This is a genomic window from Candidatus Nanosynbacter sp. TM7-087, assembly GCF_022828365.1.
Lineage (GTDB): Bacteria > Patescibacteriota > Saccharimonadia > Saccharimonadales > Saccharimonadaceae > Nanosynbacter.
Genome location: NZ_JAJQJU010000003.1, coordinates 74,398 through 93,072 on the forward strand (window position 1 = coordinate 74,398; position 18,675 = coordinate 93,072).

19 protein-coding genes and 4 tRNA genes are annotated in these 18,675 nt (G+C 42.8%); 9 read left to right on the forward strand and 14 right to left on the reverse strand.

Annotated elements, in window-relative coordinates:
• Positions 1-56: 56 nt before the first annotated feature.
• Positions 57-551, reverse strand: a complete 495-nt coding sequence (locus tag LRM41_RS03870) for an Hsp20/alpha crystallin family protein (protein WP_146423247.1) — start codon at positions 549-551, stop codon at positions 57-59.
• Positions 552-751: 200 nt separating this feature from the next.
• Here LRM41_RS03870 and LRM41_RS03875 point away from each other — a divergent pair, with 200 nt between their 5' ends.
• The gene (locus tag LRM41_RS03875) at positions 752-1,330 is read left to right on the forward strand and encodes a ComF family protein (protein ID WP_243819543.1); all 579 of its coding nucleotides are present in this window, start codon (positions 752-754) and stop codon (positions 1,328-1,330) included.
• On the opposite strand, the gene LRM41_RS03880 is transcribed toward LRM41_RS03875, so the two are convergent.
• The 5 genes from LRM41_RS03880 to LRM41_RS03900 all read right to left on the reverse strand — a co-directional run bounded on the left by LRM41_RS03880 (position 1,325) and on the right by LRM41_RS03900 (position 3,030).
• Entirely contained in the window at positions 1,325-1,777 is a 453-nt protein-coding gene (locus LRM41_RS03880) for a 23S rRNA (pseudouridine(1915)-N(3))-methyltransferase RlmH (RefSeq protein WP_243819544.1), read from the reverse strand. The two genes, LRM41_RS03875 and LRM41_RS03880, sit on opposite strands and share 6 nt — an antisense overlap.
• Positions 1,778-1,785: 8 nt before the next feature.
• Positions 1,786-1,873, reverse strand: a tRNA-Ser gene (locus LRM41_RS03885).
• A 12-nt stretch (positions 1,874-1,885) separates the two neighbouring features.
• Positions 1,886-1,962, reverse strand: a tRNA-Arg gene (locus LRM41_RS03890).
• 106 nt (positions 1,963-2,068) lie between these two features.
• Positions 2,069-2,587, reverse strand: coding sequence for a hypothetical protein (locus LRM41_RS03895; RefSeq protein WP_243819545.1), 519 nt, complete (start codon positions 2,585-2,587; stop codon positions 2,069-2,071).
• Between the two features lie 35 nt (positions 2,588-2,622).
• Positions 2,623-3,030 (reverse strand): hypothetical protein, encoded by a 408-nt coding sequence (locus LRM41_RS03900; RefSeq protein ID WP_243819546.1) that lies wholly within the window; start codon positions 3,028-3,030, stop codon positions 2,623-2,625.
• Between the two features lie 72 nt (positions 3,031-3,102).
• Here LRM41_RS03900 and LRM41_RS03905 point away from each other — a divergent pair.
• Together LRM41_RS03905 and LRM41_RS03910 are read left to right on the forward strand one after the other, a co-directional pair.
• Positions 3,103-3,195 (forward strand) — tRNA-Ser (locus LRM41_RS03905).
• 17 nt (positions 3,196-3,212) lie between these two features.
• Positions 3,213-3,302, forward strand: a tRNA-Ser gene (locus tag LRM41_RS03910).
• Positions 3,303-3,377: 75 nt separating this feature from the next.
• On the opposite strand, the gene LRM41_RS03915 is transcribed toward LRM41_RS03910, so the two are convergent.
• Positions 3,378-4,460, reverse strand: a complete 1,083-nt coding sequence (locus LRM41_RS03915; protein WP_243819547.1) for a VanZ family protein — start codon at positions 4,458-4,460, stop codon at positions 3,378-3,380.
• A gap of 141 nt (positions 4,461-4,601) precedes the next feature.
• Here LRM41_RS03915 and LRM41_RS03920 point away from each other — a divergent pair, with 141 nt between their 5' ends.
• Complete coding sequence (locus LRM41_RS03920; RefSeq protein WP_243819548.1) at positions 4,602-4,943, forward strand: hypothetical protein; 342 nt, start codon at positions 4,602-4,604, stop codon at positions 4,941-4,943.
• 1 nt (position 4,944) lies between these two features.
• On the opposite strand, the gene LRM41_RS03925 is transcribed toward LRM41_RS03920, so the two are convergent.
• From LRM41_RS03925 to tsaD, 3 genes are all read right to left on the reverse strand, one after another.
• On the reverse strand, positions 4,945-7,500 hold the full coding sequence (locus tag LRM41_RS03925; protein ID WP_243819549.1) for a valine--tRNA ligase: 2,556 nt from the start codon (positions 7,498-7,500) through the stop codon (positions 4,945-4,947).
• A gap of 162 nt (positions 7,501-7,662) precedes the next feature.
• Positions 7,663-8,589: a lipid II:glycine glycyltransferase FemX gene (locus LRM41_RS03930; RefSeq protein ID WP_243819550.1), complete on the reverse strand. Its 927-nt coding sequence runs from the start codon at positions 8,587-8,589 to the stop codon at positions 7,663-7,665.
• Between the two features lie 18 nt (positions 8,590-8,607).
• Positions 8,608-9,678, reverse strand: a complete 1,071-nt coding sequence (gene tsaD, locus LRM41_RS03935; RefSeq protein WP_243819551.1) for a tRNA (adenosine(37)-N6)-threonylcarbamoyltransferase complex transferase subunit TsaD — start codon at positions 9,676-9,678, stop codon at positions 8,608-8,610.
• A 41-nt stretch (positions 9,679-9,719) separates the two neighbouring features.
• Between tsaD and LRM41_RS03940 the strand changes: the two genes are divergently transcribed.
• Complete coding sequence (locus LRM41_RS03940; RefSeq protein WP_243819552.1) at positions 9,720-11,036, forward strand: UDP-N-acetylmuramoyl-L-alanyl-D-glutamate--2,6-diaminopimelate ligase; 1,317 nt, start codon at positions 9,720-9,722, stop codon at positions 11,034-11,036.
• Here the strand turns inward: LRM41_RS03940 and LRM41_RS03945 are convergent.
• Positions 10,993-12,282, reverse strand: a complete 1,290-nt coding sequence (locus tag LRM41_RS03945) for a Mur ligase family protein (protein ID WP_243819553.1) — start codon at positions 12,280-12,282, stop codon at positions 10,993-10,995. The genes LRM41_RS03940 and LRM41_RS03945 overlap by 44 nt on opposite strands.
• 88 nt (positions 12,283-12,370) lie before the next feature.
• Between LRM41_RS03945 and LRM41_RS03950 the strand changes: the two genes are divergently transcribed.
• From LRM41_RS03950 to groL, 3 genes are all read left to right on the forward strand, one after another.
• Positions 12,371-13,249, forward strand: coding sequence for a hypothetical protein (locus LRM41_RS03950; RefSeq protein ID WP_243819554.1), 879 nt, complete (start codon positions 12,371-12,373; stop codon positions 13,247-13,249).
• A 172-nt stretch (positions 13,250-13,421) separates the two neighbouring features.
• Entirely contained in the window at positions 13,422-13,691 is a 270-nt protein-coding gene (locus LRM41_RS03955) for a co-chaperone GroES (RefSeq protein WP_232272958.1), read from the forward strand.
• A gap of 16 nt (positions 13,692-13,707) precedes the next feature.
• On the forward strand, positions 13,708-15,351 hold the full coding sequence (gene groL / locus LRM41_RS03960; RefSeq protein ID WP_243819555.1) for a chaperonin GroEL: 1,644 nt from the start codon (positions 13,708-13,710) through the stop codon (positions 15,349-15,351).
• A gap of 61 nt (positions 15,352-15,412) precedes the next feature.
• Here groL and LRM41_RS03965 read toward each other — a convergent pair whose 3' ends face one another.
• Positions 15,413-15,922 carry a hypothetical protein gene (locus LRM41_RS03965; RefSeq protein WP_243819556.1) on the reverse strand — a complete coding sequence of 170 codons (510 nt, stop codon included), beginning with the start codon at positions 15,920-15,922 and terminating at the stop codon, positions 15,413-15,415.
• Between the two features lie 77 nt (positions 15,923-15,999).
• On the opposite strand from LRM41_RS03965, the gene LRM41_RS03970 reads away from it, so the two are divergent.
• Positions 16,000-17,040 (forward strand): bifunctional phosphoglucose/phosphomannose isomerase, encoded by a 1,041-nt coding sequence (locus LRM41_RS03970; protein WP_243819557.1) that lies wholly within the window; start codon positions 16,000-16,002, stop codon positions 17,038-17,040.
• Position 17,041: 1 nt separating this feature from the next.
• Here the strand turns inward: LRM41_RS03970 and LRM41_RS03975 are convergent, their stop codons facing one another.
• Positions 17,042-18,253 (reverse strand): ABC transporter permease, encoded by a 1,212-nt coding sequence (locus tag LRM41_RS03975; protein ID WP_243819558.1) that lies wholly within the window; start codon positions 18,251-18,253, stop codon positions 17,042-17,044.
• On the reverse strand, positions 18,250-18,675 hold a 426-nt coding region (locus tag LRM41_RS03980), incomplete at its 5' end, for an ABC transporter ATP-binding protein (RefSeq protein ID WP_243819559.1). The genes LRM41_RS03975 and LRM41_RS03980, both read right to left, overlap by 4 nt.

The window sequence follows — 18,675 nt, forward strand, 5'->3', positions numbered from 1 at the left end:
TTTATGGCTAAAAAAATACCGCCAACTTGTGACGGTATTTTCTGTGAAATGATTTTTTACAGAACTTGAATCTTCTTTGCTTTTTCTTGCTTTATCTTTTCAAAAGTAATTGTCAAAACGCCGTCTTTTAATTCCGCCTTAACGCCTTCTTCATTTACAGCGGTTGGCAATGCTAATGTACGACTGAATTCGCCCCAGTAGCACTCTTGGATGTGCCATTGGCGAACATCTGCTTCGTCACCGCTAGACAGTGTGCCGCTAATTGTTAAGATACCGTCAGAAATGCTTACGTCTAGGTCGTTTCGATCTACGCCAGCAGTACGAGCTTTAATAACCAGATTGTTTTCTGTCTCAAAAACGTCAACAGCCAATTGACCCATTGCGTCATCAGCTTCATCTTCCCAATTGTCGTCGGATCGGGTTGTTGGTGTACTGTTGCTTCTACTGTTGTCGTCGTCAAAACCAGGTAGCAGATCGTCGTTATCATCGTCAATAAACGCCGCAGCCAATTCCTGTTCTGTTAGTAATGTATCATCTTGCTTTCGGGCCATAATTTCCTCCACTTTTATAATAGGCTCATTGACAAAGTCTTTATTAGTATAACTGTAATGTGCGTTATAATCAACAGAGAAAGGCTTAAAACGTAAAAATTACAATGTTTGACACGCTATTATCAATCATCGCTCCTCACCACTGTTATAAGTGCGGTAAAACGGGTGATATTTTATGCTTAAATTGTAAAAAATACATCATGAGTCGTAAGTATGATATGTGCGTATTATGTGGTGATTTATTGGAGAATGGCAACTTATGTAAAAAACATAAGCTCTCCTGTGATATGATCTGGTGTTTTTCACGACGTACAGGTGTTGTCGCAAAAATAATTGACGATTATAAGTTTAACCGCGTTCAGGCAGCGGCTGGATTGCTAAGTGAGTTCTTAGACGAAGCTCTGCCTGAATTGCCGCCAGATGCGGTAATCGTACCTATTCCTACAATTTCTAAGAATATTCGGCGTCGTGGATTTGATCATATCCGAAAAATTGCTATTAAACTATCTCGACGTAGAAAAATAGAATGTCGTTCCCTGCTTCGGCGTAGAAATAATGTAACTCAGCACTTTACGAAGTCTTCCGCCCAGAGAAAACGTCAAGCAAAGGAGTTTTTTGAAATTGCGGGTAAAGTTGATAAAAATAAGCGATATATCATTATTGATGATATTTTTACGACTGGCTCAACTGTGTTGGCGGCGGCGGAATGTTTGAAAAAAAATGGCGCTAAACACGTGGAGATTGCGGTTATTGCCAGGCACGGGCGCCCGAAGCTATGAGTGATGATAATGACTGCCACGATGAATTTCTTGGGCGCGGTACAATTGCTCAGCTAAAATAAGACGAACTAATTGGTGTGGAAATACTAAGTTTGATAACGACCAGACGACGTTGGATTTTTGGCGCAAGTCGCCAGTAACTCCGTAAGCGCCACCGATGATGAAGACAATGTGCTTGTCAATATGTTCGGTTATTAAGTCAGATAATTCCGGCGATGATAAGTTTTTTCCGCGCTCATCGAGCAAAATAACGAAGTCGTCCGAATTGAGGCGTGAAAAAATACGCTCAGACTCTTCCTGGCGCGCTCTGTCGCCTTCAAAGCTTGAATGCGGTAGGATAATCATTTCCGCAGCAAAAGGTGCTCGTAGACGCTCTAAAAAACGAAAAATGCCTGGCTGAACCCAGGCTTCGTGCTTTTTTCCGATTGTTATAATGGTGATCTTCATAATATCTATGGCGGAGAGAGAGGGATTCGAACCCTCGATGAGTTGCCCCATACCGCTTTTCGAGAGCGGCCAGTTCAACCACTCCTGCACCTCTCCATAAAGCTAATGTGGTACACCCGGCAAGATTCGAACTTACGACCTCTGGCTCCGCAAGCCAGCGCTCTATCCAGCTGAGCTACGGGTGCATACAGCCTTTCGAAAAGGCCATAACAAAAATATAAGGTACCTTCATTGCTATAAAATAAAGCACTGAACTTTTGTATTCTACCACATAAAATATAGTCAATCAAGCTATAGCTTTATCAACCGAATGAACTTCTCTAAGGCGTCCGGCTTAATTTCTTGCATTGGTAGGCGTGCTCCGAGCATATCGACAATTCTCTCGCCTTCTGCTTCGGAAAAATAAATAGTTAAACCTGGCGAAAATCGTTTTACGGGTAATAATAGAATCGAATGTTGGTTGTTTTCGTGAATTAATCCAAATGCGCGAAATTCGCTAAAATCGTGTAAAACATCGGCGATATAAATACCTTTGGGGCTAATCGCGTAGTTTATTACTTGTGGGGTTTTGTTTGATAATACAAACAAGGCTACAGCCATAATTGGCAACAAAACAGCGAAAGTCCAGTTCTTAAACACCAAAATTGCCAAAGCCATTAATCCTATCAACACAATGACAAAAAACACGTACCACAATTTACCGCGTTGAACCTGTACTCCTTCTGGTGCGTTCCAGGCTATCGGCTCGGTTAAATCAATCCTTTCAGATGATGGCGTTTCAAAGTCTTGGTTTTCTGGATTATCATTCATGACGTTAGTATATCACGATGAGAATTGGTGAACAATTAAACGTTAGTGGTTGATCCGCCGCTCAAAGCTGCGCCAAGAATAAAGTTAATAATCGCGTAAGCAAAGACCGCGACTAATAGACCGATAATCGCGTATAAAATTGTATTTTTGGCATTTGTTACGGATTCTTTTTTACCACCAGAGATTACATAGCGGAAACCACCGAAGATTAACATAACGACACTTAAAACGCCGACACCGAATAGCATAATATTGATAGCTCGCTTTACGATTGATGAATCACCATTAGCCAAGTTGGACGGCGTATTGTCGCCGCGTGCCGCGTTAATTCCAGCTGGAGCACCACCTTCGCCTAATGCGGAAACTGGAGCAGTTACCAAAGCTACACCGAATCCGATTGTAAGTAGTCCTGTTATAATTTTAGAAATATATTCTTTTACCATAATTCTATTATACTCTATTTACGATAAAGCTATCAATAATTGCACTTATATGGTACACTAAATAGTGAATTTGGAGGAGTACCCAAGTGGCTGAAGGGGACGGTTTGCTAAATCGTTAGTATGGAGAGATCTGTAGCGGGGGTTCGAATCCCCCCTCCTCCGCCAAAATTCAGAAATAGTACGGAAGGGTGACCGAGTGGTTGAAGGTACCGGTCTTGAAAACCGGCGTGCGGTAAAACGTACCGAGGGTTCGAATCCCTCCCCTTCCGCCAAGATAGTGCTATTGAATTTGAAAAATAGGAGATTCATACGGGTCTTCTATTTTTTATTGGTTACGATGGAGATTTTTATTTCTCTTGTTTGGCTTGAATTGTACTTTTGTAACTTGCGCCAGATAGACGATCAAACATAAAACGTCGGTTAAATAACGCTACGACAATTGTAATTAATACGAATAATATGAATGCTAAGAATGTAATTGCGAATAGACAGAGAAACAATAGCGAATTCGCTTCCTTATTAAATTCATCCGCGAGGTAAAACAAGCCTGCGGGAATGATGCGAAAATATATCGTGAGTAAGATTCCTCTGAAAATTGTGCGAATCCATTTTTTATTTTCAAATGTTAGACCAAACTTTAATAATGCGCTACCAAAAGTTTTACCATTCAGTAGAGGAATTAGGCTGAAATAGAGGGCTAAAAATAGCGAAAACGGAAGTTGGGTTTTTGATAATGTGTAGGGAATATAGACGATAACAGTGTCTATTATTAGAGATAAACTAACGCGGATTGCAGAAACTCGTGAGCCAGCCTCAAGGGATTTTTTATCTATTTCTTCCCTGGACGGAAGTAGCCACGTCGCAAACCAGCCCAGAAAGTAACCGACGCATCCGCCTATCGTATTCTGGATGATATCGTCGACGTCGGCTAATCGGTAAGGTCCTGAATAGATGAAATAAAGTCCAGATAATTGAGTTAGCTCAAAGAATAAACTTAAAGTAGCCGTCAATAACAACGTCTTTTTAAGGCTACATTTGAAATAGTAGCGCAGGTAAATTCCGAACGGAATAAGCATTAAAATATTGAAAGCCGGAACGTAGAAAGTGGAATGTTTCATCGCCGTAATCCAAGTTGAACTATCTGTTAATACAAGCGGATTACTCTTTATGAAATCTGCGACGAATGAAAACGGAATTAAATTCAGATTTTCTGCGTAAGTTGTGTGAACGGATTCTGGATTTGGTAACGGTAAAATAACTAAGAAATATACAGTTAATAAATACAGAATAAAGGAATAGAAAATCAAAGTCCGCAGCTTATTGACGGAGCCATATTTTCGATAGTTTGCAATCATATATGGCAGCGTGATAAGAAATGCCAAAATTGGAAAAAGAATTAGTGCGATCTTAATGGAAATCAGATATCCCATAAACTCCATTATACTAAACATTTTCTCTGTAAAATTCAGGATGGCTATTTCTATGCTGGGAAATATACTTGACAAAAAACAAAGCTTATGCTAACATTGTAATTAGTATTCTAAAAATAGATACAAAAAGAAAGAATAAAAATGAATTTAGTACAACAGTTTTTCACCGCTACAACTATGTTTGTCAGTTTGAATGTAGCGTTTGGTGTGCTGCTGCACGATACCAACGTCGATAAAGCGTTTTTGTCATCTTGGAAAACATATAGCGTTCAAAGTGACGTTAAGGATGAAATAAAAATGCCAGAAACAAAGCCTCATACTCATCCAGAACACGCTCAATTGTCAAATGTATTAAAAGAAGGTTCAGCGCGACCGCGAACTACGCCTCGTAACAACGACAAGAAGCGATTGCGCCAAAAATATGCCGCTCGTGGACAGCATACTTTTGACGGATATCACCTTGATTTTGAAGGTGTAAGCTAAATTATTTTAAGCTAATCACTTCCAGTTCCGAAACAAGCCGAGTAATGATTTTTTCTTGCTCGGCTAATTGCTCGCGAGTTTCCTCGACAAGGTGGGCTGGCGCCTTCTCAACGTAAGTCGGATTTTCCAGGCGCTTCTTTAATCCCGCCAATTTCTGACGTGCTTCGGCTAAGCGTATTTCCAGATTTTCCTGATGTTGATACAGAGTTTCACTATCAATATCTAGCCACGCTTCCCTGTTTGCTGCTGCTAATCTCAGTCCGCGCGGTTGGTCGGTGTGTTCAATTGCCTCAAGCCGCATCAGATGCTTAATTGTATCTTGATTGTCGACGATAAGGCTGTCGTTGCCGTATAACAATCGATATTTCTTATTCCCTGGCAGTTCAGCAATCACCCAGCGACCTTCGGCAACCAAGAGTTTAAGTTGCTCGAATTGTTCGGCAGCAATCGGATCGAACTTTTCTGGAGTTGGCCAAGCTTCACGCATTAAAATGCCGTCGGTGTAATTGAGTGTTTGCCAAATTGTTTCCGTAACAAACGGCGCAAATGGATGAGCGATTTTTAAAGAAGTTGCCAAAACCCAAGATAGTAATGGACGATTGATCGCGGTTTTAGACGATTCAATGTACCAGTCAGCTACGTCGTCCCAGATGGTGTGATAAACAGTTTCTGATGCTTCTGAGAAGCGATATTGCTCTAATCGAACAGCGATATTGTTGGCGGCGTCGTTCAATTGACGAATAATCCAGTGATCGGCCGGAGTTTGTGGCTCTAAGTCGACAATTTGGTGATTATCGCCAATTTGCGCCTCGACAAACCTGGCAATATTCCATAGCTTATTGCAGAAGTTGCGAGCAGCGATAACAGAGCCGCGGTTAAAGGCCTGACTTTGAGCTGGCGCCCGTCCAGCGATAATTCCCATGCGTGTGGCGTCAGATCCAAATTCCGCAACTAACTCCATAGGATTTATGACATTACCCTTAGACTTAGACATTTTTTGATTATGTTCGTCGTTAACCATTCCGTGTAGATAAACTTCTTTGAACGGCAACTTCCCCGTTCGGTACAGACTGAGCATAATCATTCGTGAAACCCATGCGCGCATAATATCCATACCAGTTTCCATCATGTCGGTTGGGAAATAATTGGCTAAATCGCCATCGGTCAGATAGTCCGTTACGATATATGGCCATTGACCAGATGAGAACCAGGTGTCAAAGGTATCCTCTTCCCTAATATATGTTGTGTCATTTACAACAATACTTTGCTCGTTGGTGCGAGTATCGAATATCCAATCCTTAGGGTCGTTTTCATTTACAAACGCAGGAATTGGTATTCCCCATGGAATTTGTCGTGAAATATTCCAGTCTTTCAATTGCTCAAAATATGCGATAAGTTCTTTGCGCTTGGATGCTGGATAAAAAGTGATTTCTTCTTTTTTGAGTGCATCAATTGCTGGCTGTGCGAGTGATTGTGTTTTAATAAACCACTGCTCTTTAATCATCGGCTCAATCACGCTGCCACACTTATAGCAATGTCCAACGGCGTGTTCAATTTCAGTCTCACCGCGACGTAGCTCCAGTGCCTCCAGTGCTTCCAAAACTCGAGCGCGAGCTTCTACTGGTGTTAATCCTAAGAACTGCGCTGGCACGTTTATCATCTTCCCTTCTGGGCTGATAATTGACTCTATAGGTAAATCATGACGTTTTGCAATTTCAAAGTCGTTCGGATCGTGCGCTGGCGTAATCTTAACCGCACCGGTACCATAGCTCATGTCGACATATTCGTCCGCGATAATAGGAATTTCCTTATCGACAATCGGCAGTAAAATGCGAGTTCCAACCAATTTTTTGTATCGCTCATCATCTGGATGAACTGCCACGGCAACGTCGCCGAGCATAGTTTCTGGGCGTGTAGTTGCCACGATAACCTCACCAATTTTATCTAGCGTAGGGTAAGCTATTTTCCACAACTTCCCTTTCTCGTTCTTATGTTCTACTTCGATGTCGGCAAAGCTGGTTTGATGTTCGGTACAATAATTGACAATTCGCTCACCTCTGTAAACCAAATTGTCATCCCACATTTTCTTAAATGTGTCGTATACGGTGTTGATGACTTTGTCGTCCAGAGTGAATGTCAAATGCTTCCATGAAGCACTAACACCTAACGCGCGCAATTGCAGCTCCATATTGCCGCGTTTTTCTTGTACAAAATTCCAAACTTGACTATACAATTGGTCACGTGAAAAATCAAAGCGACTCTTTCCCTGCTTCGTCAATTCTCTTTCATACACAACCCAAGTTTCAAACCCAGCGTGGTCGGCGCCTGGAATAAATACGGCGTCGTCACCCTTCATTCGGTGATAGCGAATCAGAATATCTTTCAGATTCATATCGAGTGCGTGCCCAATGTGAAGGTTACCGTTGGCGTTAGGTGGCGGCATAATGATTGAATATGGCTTACCTACCCCTGTTGGCTCTAATGCACCACTGGTTTCCCAGAGGGCGTAAATATTTGGTTCGTAATCGTTTGGTATGTATTGTTTAGCTAGCTGCATAAGTTATTCCATGGTTTTTTCATGTGAAAAAAGACAAAAGAAAACAAAGTAGCTTTTCACGTGCAAAAGCCCTTAAATATGTAATCCTCTAATTTCTCCACATGTTTATATTACATCTTAATTATACCACAAATTTATGTGGTGCGATGGATGAAATTAAGGCTATTTTCTGATCGTTTGATATGCTCGATATAGCCAATATTGAAGCGGCTTTAGTGGCAGCTCCCAAGTCGCTCCAGAATAGACATCTTCGCCGCCGAACGATCGCTTGAACTTCGTAAAGCCAGCCCATGGGTGATTTTTTGGTGCGTTTTCAGGCGCAATTCCGTATAAATCGACTTTCTCCATTTGACGATGTTTTGCATCGATTATCGCTTCGGTGAGCAGGGCAGTTCCAGCGTTAAGTTTGCGGTATTCTGGTGCAGAATTTGCTGCTGCATGCGCGTAAATTCGAGTTGTTTTTGAGTCGAAAAATAGGGCAGTAGCAATTACTTTATTATCGTATGTTGCATACCAAAATGAAGCATCCTTTGGTGGCAATAGGGAACCAGCTTGCTTATGAAAATATGAATCTGGGTGCGGCGACATGCCGGTTCGTTTGGCGACTTCGTGTATCAATTCTAAGAAATATTTAATATCGTCTGGGTTTTGAGATTGATGAACCGTTACGCCTTTTTTGCGATAATTCCTATGACAATTCCTTACAGGTTGTGCCATACTTGCTATGATTTCTTCCTCTGGCTGCTGGAGATTGATAACGTGCGTATGTTCTGGCTGCAAATGGACGTAAGTGGCTTTCTTCCAATGCTCGTCAGATAGCACCTTAGAAAAGGTGGGTTTAATTGGCCCGACTCTGAGGAGAGTAATGCCAAGTTTTTTGCCGAGCTCTACTAAGTCTTTTAGCGCCAATCGTAACGCTTCTTCGTTAATAGCGGTTGGACCGAAGGGGCAATATAAACGAGAATTGCCCGTGCCGCGTTCTAATATTGCGAAATATTCCCATCCTTCACCTCTGTTGTGAAAGACTTTTCGACCGAGTGATTTTTGGAATTTTTCCCAAGCTTCTGATTGTAAAAAGTGTTGATTCATGTTGTAATCCTCACAACGTTATATTGCTGTCATTGATAAACTTGGCTGAACTTCCAGATCGTATGGATCTGTAGGCTCGTCAATTTGAGATCTGAAATAACCGAGAGTAGCAATCATCGCGGCGTTATCTGTACAGAGTTGGATAGGGGCGTATTCAATGTCAATTGGCAAAGCTTCGCGTAATTGACGGCGCAATTCTTGATTAGCTGCGACTCCGCCAGCGATTACAACAGAGGCTGGCTGAAAATTATCGAAAGCCTTTTTGGTTTTATTTACGAGAGTTTTTATTGCTGTATATTGGAAACTCGCCGCCATATTACGTCGTAATTCGTCATCTACGAGCGCTGGAAGCTCATGAGAGGGAAAAGTGAAGTCTTTACCGACTTCGTGCTGAACAGCTCTCAAAACGGCTGTCTTAAGCCCAGAGAAGGAAAAATCGTATTCGCCGGATAATTTGGCGATAGGCAAGTGAAACGCGTGTGGATCGCCAAGTTCAGCAGCTTTAGCGATAGCTGGGCCGCCAGGATATGGCAAACCGATGATTTTAGCAACTTTATCAAACGCTTCGCCAACCGCGTCGTCTTGAGTTTGTCCAATAAGCTGATAATCACCGTGATTTTTAAATAGGACAAGTTGTGAATGTCCGCCTGAAACGATCAACGAAAGCATAGGGAATGACGGCTGCTGTTTCGGTAATGTTAGAGATAAATTGTCGGATTGCTTATTGATAAAATTGGCGTACACGTGAGCTTCTACGTGATGAATCTTAAAGAGCGGTTTATTATGGATAATAGCGAGAGTTCTGGCGGCGAGAGTGCCGATTAATAGCGAGCCAATAAGCCCTGGCGCGTAAGTAACGGCGATGGCGTCAATATTATCCCAAGTGCAATTTGCGTCAGACAAAGCTTTTTTAATGACGGGATTTACAACTTCCAAATGACTACGCGCGGCAATTTCTGGAATAACTCCGCCGTATTCTGCATGAATATCGATTTGAGAATTGACGACATTTGAAAGCAAGCGTTCGCCATCTTCAACTATTGACGCCGCTGTTTCGTCGCAACTGGATTCAATTCCCAAAATCCTCATTTGCTTTTATTATAGCAAATATAAGTGGTAAAATGGGTATTATGAAAAACGAGTTGGTAAAAATTGCTAGAAAAACGCTACCTCAAGGAGCTTTGGAAAAAACCGAAAACGCCTATAGAGTTGCGCGCACGAAGATGATTAGCCTAAGATATGGTAATCCGGCTCGTGGCTTGAGAATTATTGCGGTAACAGGGACAAATGGTAAAACTACGACTGCTTGTTACATCAATGAGATCTTGAAAGAGGCTGGCTTTAAGACTGCATTATTTACGACGGCGGTGATTGAAATTGCTGGCAAGGAAAAGATAAATGATTTGAATGCGACGGTTCCGACTGTGGCGAGGTTATTCAGCTTTTTCCAGACAGCTCAGCGTGAAGGCGTGGAATATGTGATTTTAGAGGCAACAAGTCACGCTTTATCGCAACACAAGTTTGACGGCGTGCCAATTGAGGCGGCGGTGATGACTAATTTGACTCAAGACCATTTGGACTATCATAAAACGATGGAAGCTTACGCGGCAGCTAAGGCTAAATTGTTTGAGAAAAAGCTGAAATATATCGTGCTGAACCGTGATGACGAGTGGTTTGAATATTTTGATAAATTTACAGCTTCTGGCGAGAAAATGACTTACGGGACGAATCCGGAAGCTGAAGCTCACTTAACGCACGTTAAGTTGTATAAAAAGGGAACAGAGGCGAGTCTGCTGATTGATCATCAAACTCATTTGGAGCTGGCGACTAATTTGCCTGGCGAATTTAACGTGATGAATATGTCGGCTGCGGTGTCATTGGCATATTTGTTGGGAATAAAGTTGGAAGATATCCAAGAGGGCGTGGCAAATTTGGAGGCGATTCCTGGAAGATTCGAGCGAGTAGAAAATAAGCTGGGAATTGATATTATTGTGGATTATGCACATACGCCAGACGCTTTGGAGAAGTTACTAAAAACCACTCATAAAATTACCAAGGGGCGATTAACTTTGGTATTTGGTGCGTGCGGCGATAGAGATAAGACAAAGCGACCGATTATGGGCGAGCTGGCGGCTAATTTGGCAGATAGGATTTTCCTAACTGACGAGGAAAGCTATAACGAAAATCCAGATGAAATTCGGGCAATGATTCGTCAGGGAATTGAGCGAACGAAGAAGACTCATAAGATGACGGAAATTGCTGATCGAAAACAGGCGATTTATCAAGCCCTGAGGTCAGCTGTTCGTGGCGATACGGTTCTGATTACGGGTATGGGTCATGAGCAGTACCGAATTGTGAATGGTAAGCGAATTCCGTGGAATGACAAAAAGGTTGTTCAGGAAATTATTTCTGAGATTGAGAAAAAGAGTCGTAAAATTTCGCTTTAATCTGTTTCCAGCTTTGTGATTGGCGAACTAATTTTTCTGCATCGCTTGGGTCGAGTAGCGATTCTTTCACGGCGTCTTCAAGGTAAATGCCGCCCTGTGAGCCTTTGAATAGAATTGTTGTATCTTTAATATCGCTATTTTTCAGGAATTTTCCAGCTTCAAGCGCCGTATCAAAAGAAATTACTTTACAGCCATTTTTTTCAGCAATTGGCGCAAGGTGTTTCTTGGCCATTTTACCAACAGTAATAAGCAATTCTAATTGGCTTGGGTCACAAATTTCGCCGATTTTTTTATGCTCTAGTTCAGATGTTTCGCCCAGCTCATTCATATTGCCCAATACGGCAATTTTATGATTGGCAGAGATGGAATAGAGCGTTTTTAGCGAATTTTCCATGGCAATAGGGCTGGCGTTATAGGTGTCGTCCAGTAATGTGCAGCCGCGTATGCCGCGTAAAATATTCATTCTACCTGAAACTGGTTTGATTTTTGTTAAAGCCGCCGCAACTTCCTCAATATTCATTCCGCAAGCTAATCCTGCCGCCGCCGCGCCAGTGATTGAGCGAATGTTATGCTTTCCGAGTACAGAAATATTGATATCTTGAGAGGTTTCTTCGGAGTGTTTTAGATTGACTATATAGCCAGTATCTGTAGTCTTTTTAATTTCCAGGAAAACATCAGCGGATTCGTCGCCGTAACTTACGCGATTTCCAACTATGAGATTATGATATTTTTCATCGATATCATGAAGGTTGAAGATGGTTTTTTTAGCGACTTGACTAATGGACAATTCCTCATGAGCTACCGTATCCATATTTTTGAAAAACTCCATATGCTCAGGTGCAACAGAGGTAATTATGGCAATGTCGGGCTGAATATAGCGCATAAAAGTAGCCATTTCACCAGGGCAATCAATACCACATTCTTGAATGATTACATCTGGCGATTCGGGGTTTTTTATGCTGGCGTGTGCTGCGGAGAAGACTTTTAGCCAGGCCGGTGGTGATTTGGCGTTTTTTGGCCCGTCTACACCTAAGATTTCCAGCGGCGCACTTAAGGTTGTGTTCAAATTGCCACGACTATGGCGCACGGTGAATTTTTCTGATAGAACAGTGGCGGTTGCTGATTTTACGCTAGTTTTACCAACGCTGCCGACTACGGCAATTAGTTTGGTGTCAGGATGAGATTTAAGATATTTTTTTACATAAGAACCGAGAATTGTTTCTAAGAGATGTTTGAATAATTGCATGGAGTTATTATAACAGATTGAGGAATAGTAGGGAGAAGGGTGTGAGGTTGCCTCTTTAATGATTTTATGGTATTATAGCAACCATTGTATGGAGATTGCTAGAGGATCAGGAGTAGCTGAGATTGCTTGGGGGATTGTTGAATCTTCCGAATATCAAGAAAGACTGCGCGGAATTGTATTAGGAATAGGGCGAGCCGCAACCAAAGAGTTTAATCCGGAAGGTTCATATCGATTAGTGGATAGATATGTCGCGTCGGGCGTGGCGGATGACGCTTTAAGAGAGAGAACAGACGCGCGTAAAACACCTGAAGATGGGATACTGGAATTGATACGATTTATGCCTTATTGGATTCGAGCGGAAGAAAAACTTGAATCTTATAGGAATGGGGTGTTTTATGAGCGTAATAATAAGATAAGAGAAAAAGAGACAGTTGTAGCTTTTAATAAAGTTGTACGAGATATAATTAGCGAAGGGCGATATACTCGCAAATCAGAACTTATATCGGATGTTCAGGGTGCTATGGATTGTCTTGGTTATGGCGATGAAGAAATTGAAAATGCATATAAATTCTTAGCTTACGTGACCAATGGTATGCGTCACGAAATCGCCGCTGAAATAGCTTTAAGGAAAACTAAGGGAGTGCGGGCTGTTTATACGACTGGCATTGACGATGATCTTGCTGGAATAGATCTTATAGTTGAGTATAAGGATAATAATGGTGGCGAACATATAATTGGTCTTGATATAAAATCAACGCCAGATTCTGCGCGGAATGCTAATAATAGCGACCGTGATGAGGGATATCGCGCTATTTGGTCTGGTTTCGATCATAGACGGGGTGATTTTGGTTTTTATGAAGATAATTTAATGCCGAGCAACAAAGCTGTTAAAAGAGTGCGCTCATTTTATGAGACAGAACTTGAAAAAATAGTTAGGAAAGAAGTCAGTCGTCATAAAAAGAAGTAGGTTCGCTTTCCCATCCAATACGGGTGGCGCTACCTACTTCTGTGTGAATATTACCACGACCGTTGTAAAAAATCTAGAAAGTCGAGGCGCAGGAAATAATTAGCACTCACACTTGACGAGTGCTAAATTGGTGCGTTACAATAGATACGTTGTTAACGAAATGGAGGATAACGTGAGTACACCTATTAAGCCTCTTGGCGACCGCGTTGTAGCGGTGCGTGAAGAAGCAAAGACTCAGACAGCGAGCGGAATTTACTTGCCTGATAACGCTAAAGAAAAGCCAGTAGTTGCGGAAGTTAAAGCAGTTGGCGGCGATGTGAAGAACGTCAAAGTCGGTGATCGGATTGTCTATAAGGAATATTCGACTACGGATTTGAAAATTGACGGCACGGAATATTTGGTTGTTCGCGAAGAAGATATTTTAGCAACGGTTGTTGGATAAAAAGGGGAGTTTAATTATGGCAAAAAAAGTTTTTTATGATGACGATGCGCGAAATCGCGTGCTTGGCGGAGCTAAATCGCTATACGACGCAGTTAAAGTAACTTACGGTCCAAAGGGTCGCAATGTTGTGATCGCGAAGGGTTTTGGCGGTCCAACGGTTACTCATGACGGCGTAACTGTGGCTGAAGGAATTGAATTGCCAGAAAACGATGACGAAACGCTAGGTTATAAAGTCGGTGCCGATTTAATCAAGCAGGCCGCTAAGAACTTGAACAAGCAAGCAGGCGACGGCACGACGACCGTAACAGTGCTGACATATTCGATTTTGAAAGAGGCAAATCGATTGATTGCGGCTGGACATAATCCTATGGAACTTAGGAAAGGCATCGAGCAAGCTGGCGCGGAAATTGTTAAAGAATTGAACAAATTAGCTGAGCCGATTGAAGGCAAGTCTGACCGCGTGGCTGAAGTCGCTACGATTTCGGCGGGAGATGCGGAAATCGGAAAGTTGATTGCTGGCGTAATCGAGAAAGTCGGTAAAGACGGCGTGGTTACTGTTGAGGCTGGCCAAGGTTTGGAACTAGAAGCTGAAGTTGTCGAAGGTTTTAGCTTGGACAAGGGTTGGGTGAGTCCGTTCTTTGTTACTGACGCGGGTCGCCAGGAGGCTGTGTACGAAAAGCCAGCAATTTTGATTACCGACAAGAAGATTTCTAGCGTGCAAGAATTCTTGCCGATGTTGGAAAAGTTGGCACAAAGCGGTAAAAAGGACGTTGTTCTGATTGCTGATGAAGTTGAAGGCGAAGCTTTGAGTATTTTGGTCTTGAACAAATTGAAGGGCGTATTTAATACCGTAGCTGTTAAGGCGCCAAGTTTCGGTGATCGTCGCAAAGACGTACTTCGTGATATCGCAGTGCTAACTGGCGCGACTGTGATTTCTGAAGATCACGGATTGACATTCGAAAACGCAGGCTTGGAAGTTTTGGGGTCGGCACGTAAGGTGATTGTTGGTAAAGACGAAACGACAATTATCGAAGGTGCAGGCAAACCTTCAGGCGTGAAGGAGCGAATTGTTGAAATTAAATCGCTTTCAGAAAATGCTTCTAGCGATTATGAAAAAGAGCAATTCGACAAGCGTGCCGCAGCGCTATCTGGTAAAGTTGCGGTTATTAAAGTTGGTGGCGCAACTGAGACTGAAATTGACGAGAAGAAGTTCCGCGTTGATGACGCCGTGGCGGCTACTAAGGCGGCTTTGGCTGAGGGAATTGTTGCTGGTGGTGGCGTAACTTTGGTCAATTTGGCTGGCAATCTAAAAGTTAGCGGCGCAGACAGTTTGTCGGTTGGTCGACAAATCCTAAAAGACGCTCTGAAGCAACCGTTCTTGCAGATTATGAAAAATGCTGGGTTGAATGCCGACGCGTTGCTTGCTCAAGTTGAATCTGGCAAACCTGGATTCGGCGTTAACGTTATGAAACCAGAAGATGGTTTGATTGACGTGAAGAAGGCTGGTGTTATTGATCCAGCTCGTGTGACTAAAGAAGCTGTTCAAAACGCAGTATCAATTGCATCAACTGCGGCAACTATGGGCGCTTTGGTGGTTGATATTCCAGAGGCTGAAGTTGCAGCTGCTCCTGGCGGCATGCCGGGAATGGGTATGATGTAAATCTGCCCCGAGCAATAAAAATCCCGCCGAAAATGGCGGGTTTTTATTTTGGAGGAATGGACTATCGAGGATTTGATAAGTAGTCGATTTCTTTAATGATATCCAGTAGAGCCTGAGCACGACGAGCTTCGTCAACAATAGCTACGGCAGCGTCGTGTGCTGGTGCGATCAGAGTTTTATCGTCCGTAGAACGAAGAAGTAACAGGTAGGTGTCAAACTTTTCTTCTGGAGAAACGTCCAACTTGTCGACTAATGGACGCAACTCGTTCAAGGCAGTTTGCTTAATCGTATCAAGCGCAGGATCTGCGGCTGCAGTTGGAGCTGGTGCGCTGACTGCTGGAGTTGGCGTAACTGGCTCTGGGGCGGCAGGCTTCGCTATATCAATAGCAGGCTCATCGTTCTGGTCTGTAGCGACAGGATCCGGTGAGATGGTTGCAGGATTAATTACAGGTGAAGCTGTAGCATTTGTCTCTTCAAATTGTAAATTATTGTCTGTATTTTGTGATACGCCAGCTAATACCTTAGCCAGTTCTTGGTCGTCACTGAATGATTGATTAGCTTGAGAATCCATTATAACCCACCTTATATATTAAATTGTTTAAGCTTATATATGTTACACTATAACATGAGTTAATCAAGGAGCGCAAGATGTTAGATGATATGAATGTGATAAAACAATACGATCCAGGCGACGTTTTAAGCGGCGTTTTGAATATTCCAGAACAAGCTCGGTATGAAGTGTCGATTCACGAAGGTGCGAATCAGCGTCGAGATTTTAAGAATATCGTGATCGCGGGAATGGGCGGTTCGGCTTTAGCGGCTGATATGGTTCGAGTTTTGACCGCGGGCTGGTTGCATATTCCGCTTGAAGTGGTGAAGGGTTATGATTTGCCGGGGTTCGTGAGTGAGGAAACGTTGGTTATTGCGGTTAGTCATTCGGGCAATACCGAGGAAACTCTGAGTTGTTATCAGCAAGCATTGGAGAAGAAGGCGTGTTTGGCAGCTATGTCGACTGGCGGAGCGTTGATTGAGCGAGCGAAGAGTGACAACGTAACTTACACTCAAGTTCCAGCTGGCGCGCAGCCACGAATGTCGACGGTTTACCATCTGCGAGGATTGTTGAAACTATTACAACATTTTTGGATTATTGATAATGATTTGTACGATCAGGTGAAAAATAGTGCTGATTGGTTGGCGGGCGAAATATCTAATTGGACAGCTAAAACGCCAGAAGTTGATAATTTGGCGAAGCAGATTGCGAAATTAACAATTGGTAAGACGCTGGTTGTTTTTGGTGGTGAATTGACTTGGCCGTTGGCGTATAAGTGGAAAATTAGCTGGAATGAATCGGCGAAGAATTTGGCGTTTTCGAATCAATATCCAGAGTTTAATCACAATGAATTTATCGGCTGGTCGTCGCATCCAGTAGAGAAGCCGTTTACGGTTTTTGATATTCGTAGCAATTTGGAGCGGGACAGAATCCGAGAACGAATGGAGCTGAGTGATCGACTGTTAAGTGGCAAGCGACCAAAGGCGCACGTACTGGAACTTCGAGGAAAGACGCTTATGGAGCAATTGCTGTGGGGTTTGGTGCTGGCTGACACGGCTAGTATTTACACAGCCATTCTCAATAGGGTCAATCCTGGTCCAGTTCAGCTAATTGAAAAATTGAAAGCGGAACTTAGTTAATTTAATATCGTAGAGATTCGATAGGGTCGCGTCTGGTGGCGCGGGCTGCTGGATATACGCCAGAAATTACGCCGATGATTATTGATAGTCCAATTGATAAGACGGCTGTTTGCCAATAAATATAAGGCGTGAGCGGTAAATATAAGCTGGCAATATAAGCTCCCACCAAGCCTAAGCCGTAGCCCAATATTCCGCCGAGGAATCCGATGATCGCTGCCTCAATTAGGAATTGATTGATGATGTCCCAGCCTGTGGCGCCGACGGCTCGTCTGACGCCGACTTCACGCTGGCGCTCGGCGACATTGACAAGCATCACGTTCATAACGCCTATTCCACCGATTAACAGAGAAATAATGCCGATGACAGTTAAGATTATCGAGAGAAACCTCGCGACATTAGATTTCTTTTCGTTTATCTCTTCGCCAGAAACGATTCGATAATTCTTATCGCTATCATGATTCTTCTTCAAAATATCGTCAGCCGATTTTATGACTGAATTGAGATTTTTATGATCTTTGGTAGTTACGATGATTTGCTGAATTTGCGGCGTTCCTTGAGTGAATTTTTTAATCACAGACAATGGAATAATGGCGGCGTTATTAAAATTCACGTCCAAATAATTGGCTTGATTTTCAATATTCTTCAACACGCCAACAACGGTCAATGGTTGATTTCGGATGTAAATAACATTTCCGATGGATCTTTCGGTGCCGAACAAATCGACCGACAATTGCTGACCGACGACAACTCCGCCGATGTCGTTAATAAATTGTCCAGTAGCAATTTGCAAATTGGCGACGTCTTTTAGCGATTCCGTACTGCCGATTAATGCGGCGTTTTGGATATCGACTTTACCTTCGCGGGCGCGCAGTTCGGCGTGTAAAAACGCGATCGGCGCGGCTTTTGTGTTGGCAATTTTTTCTATATCCCTGGCGTCCGTTTCAGTCAATGTGTTGACCGTCGTCGTGTTGTCGGATTCGGTCAGCAGATTCGGGACGGCTTTTTGATTGCCAGACTTAACAATGGCAACAGGAGCGGATGATTGGTTGGAATTGTCGCCGAATAGGTGATTAAATCCGCCAGTTAGGGATAGAACCATGGTGATGCTGGCGATGCCAATAGCTACGCCTACAATTGTCAAAAATGTTCGTCCGCGATTAGCTCGTAGTGCCTGAGTAGCGTTCTCAAAATGATTTTTTACTAATATTTTCACGATTTTTTCGCCCTCGATTTCTTTGAAGATTTTTGCTTCTTAGGTTTTTCTTCTTTTTCGTCGTCTACAATTAACCTCTTAGTGAACTTGCGCTTTTCCTTATGCTCGTCAGTGTCTATTTTTCCGTCCAACATAGTGATGACGCGACTGGCATAATGAGTCAATTCTGGGTTGTGAGTAACCATAATTATGGTATTGCCGCGACGATGTAGGTCGGATAATTCTTCCATAATGAGATGACTCGATTTGCTATCCAAATTTCCTGTTGGTTCGTCGGCTAAGATAATTGACGGACTATTAACCAACGCTCTGGCAATTGCTACGCGCTGAACCTGACCGCCAGATAATTGATGTGGCATATAATATTCACGCTGTCCCAGATGAAAAGTTTTCAGAATGCGGCTAGCTTCTTGGAGTCGTTT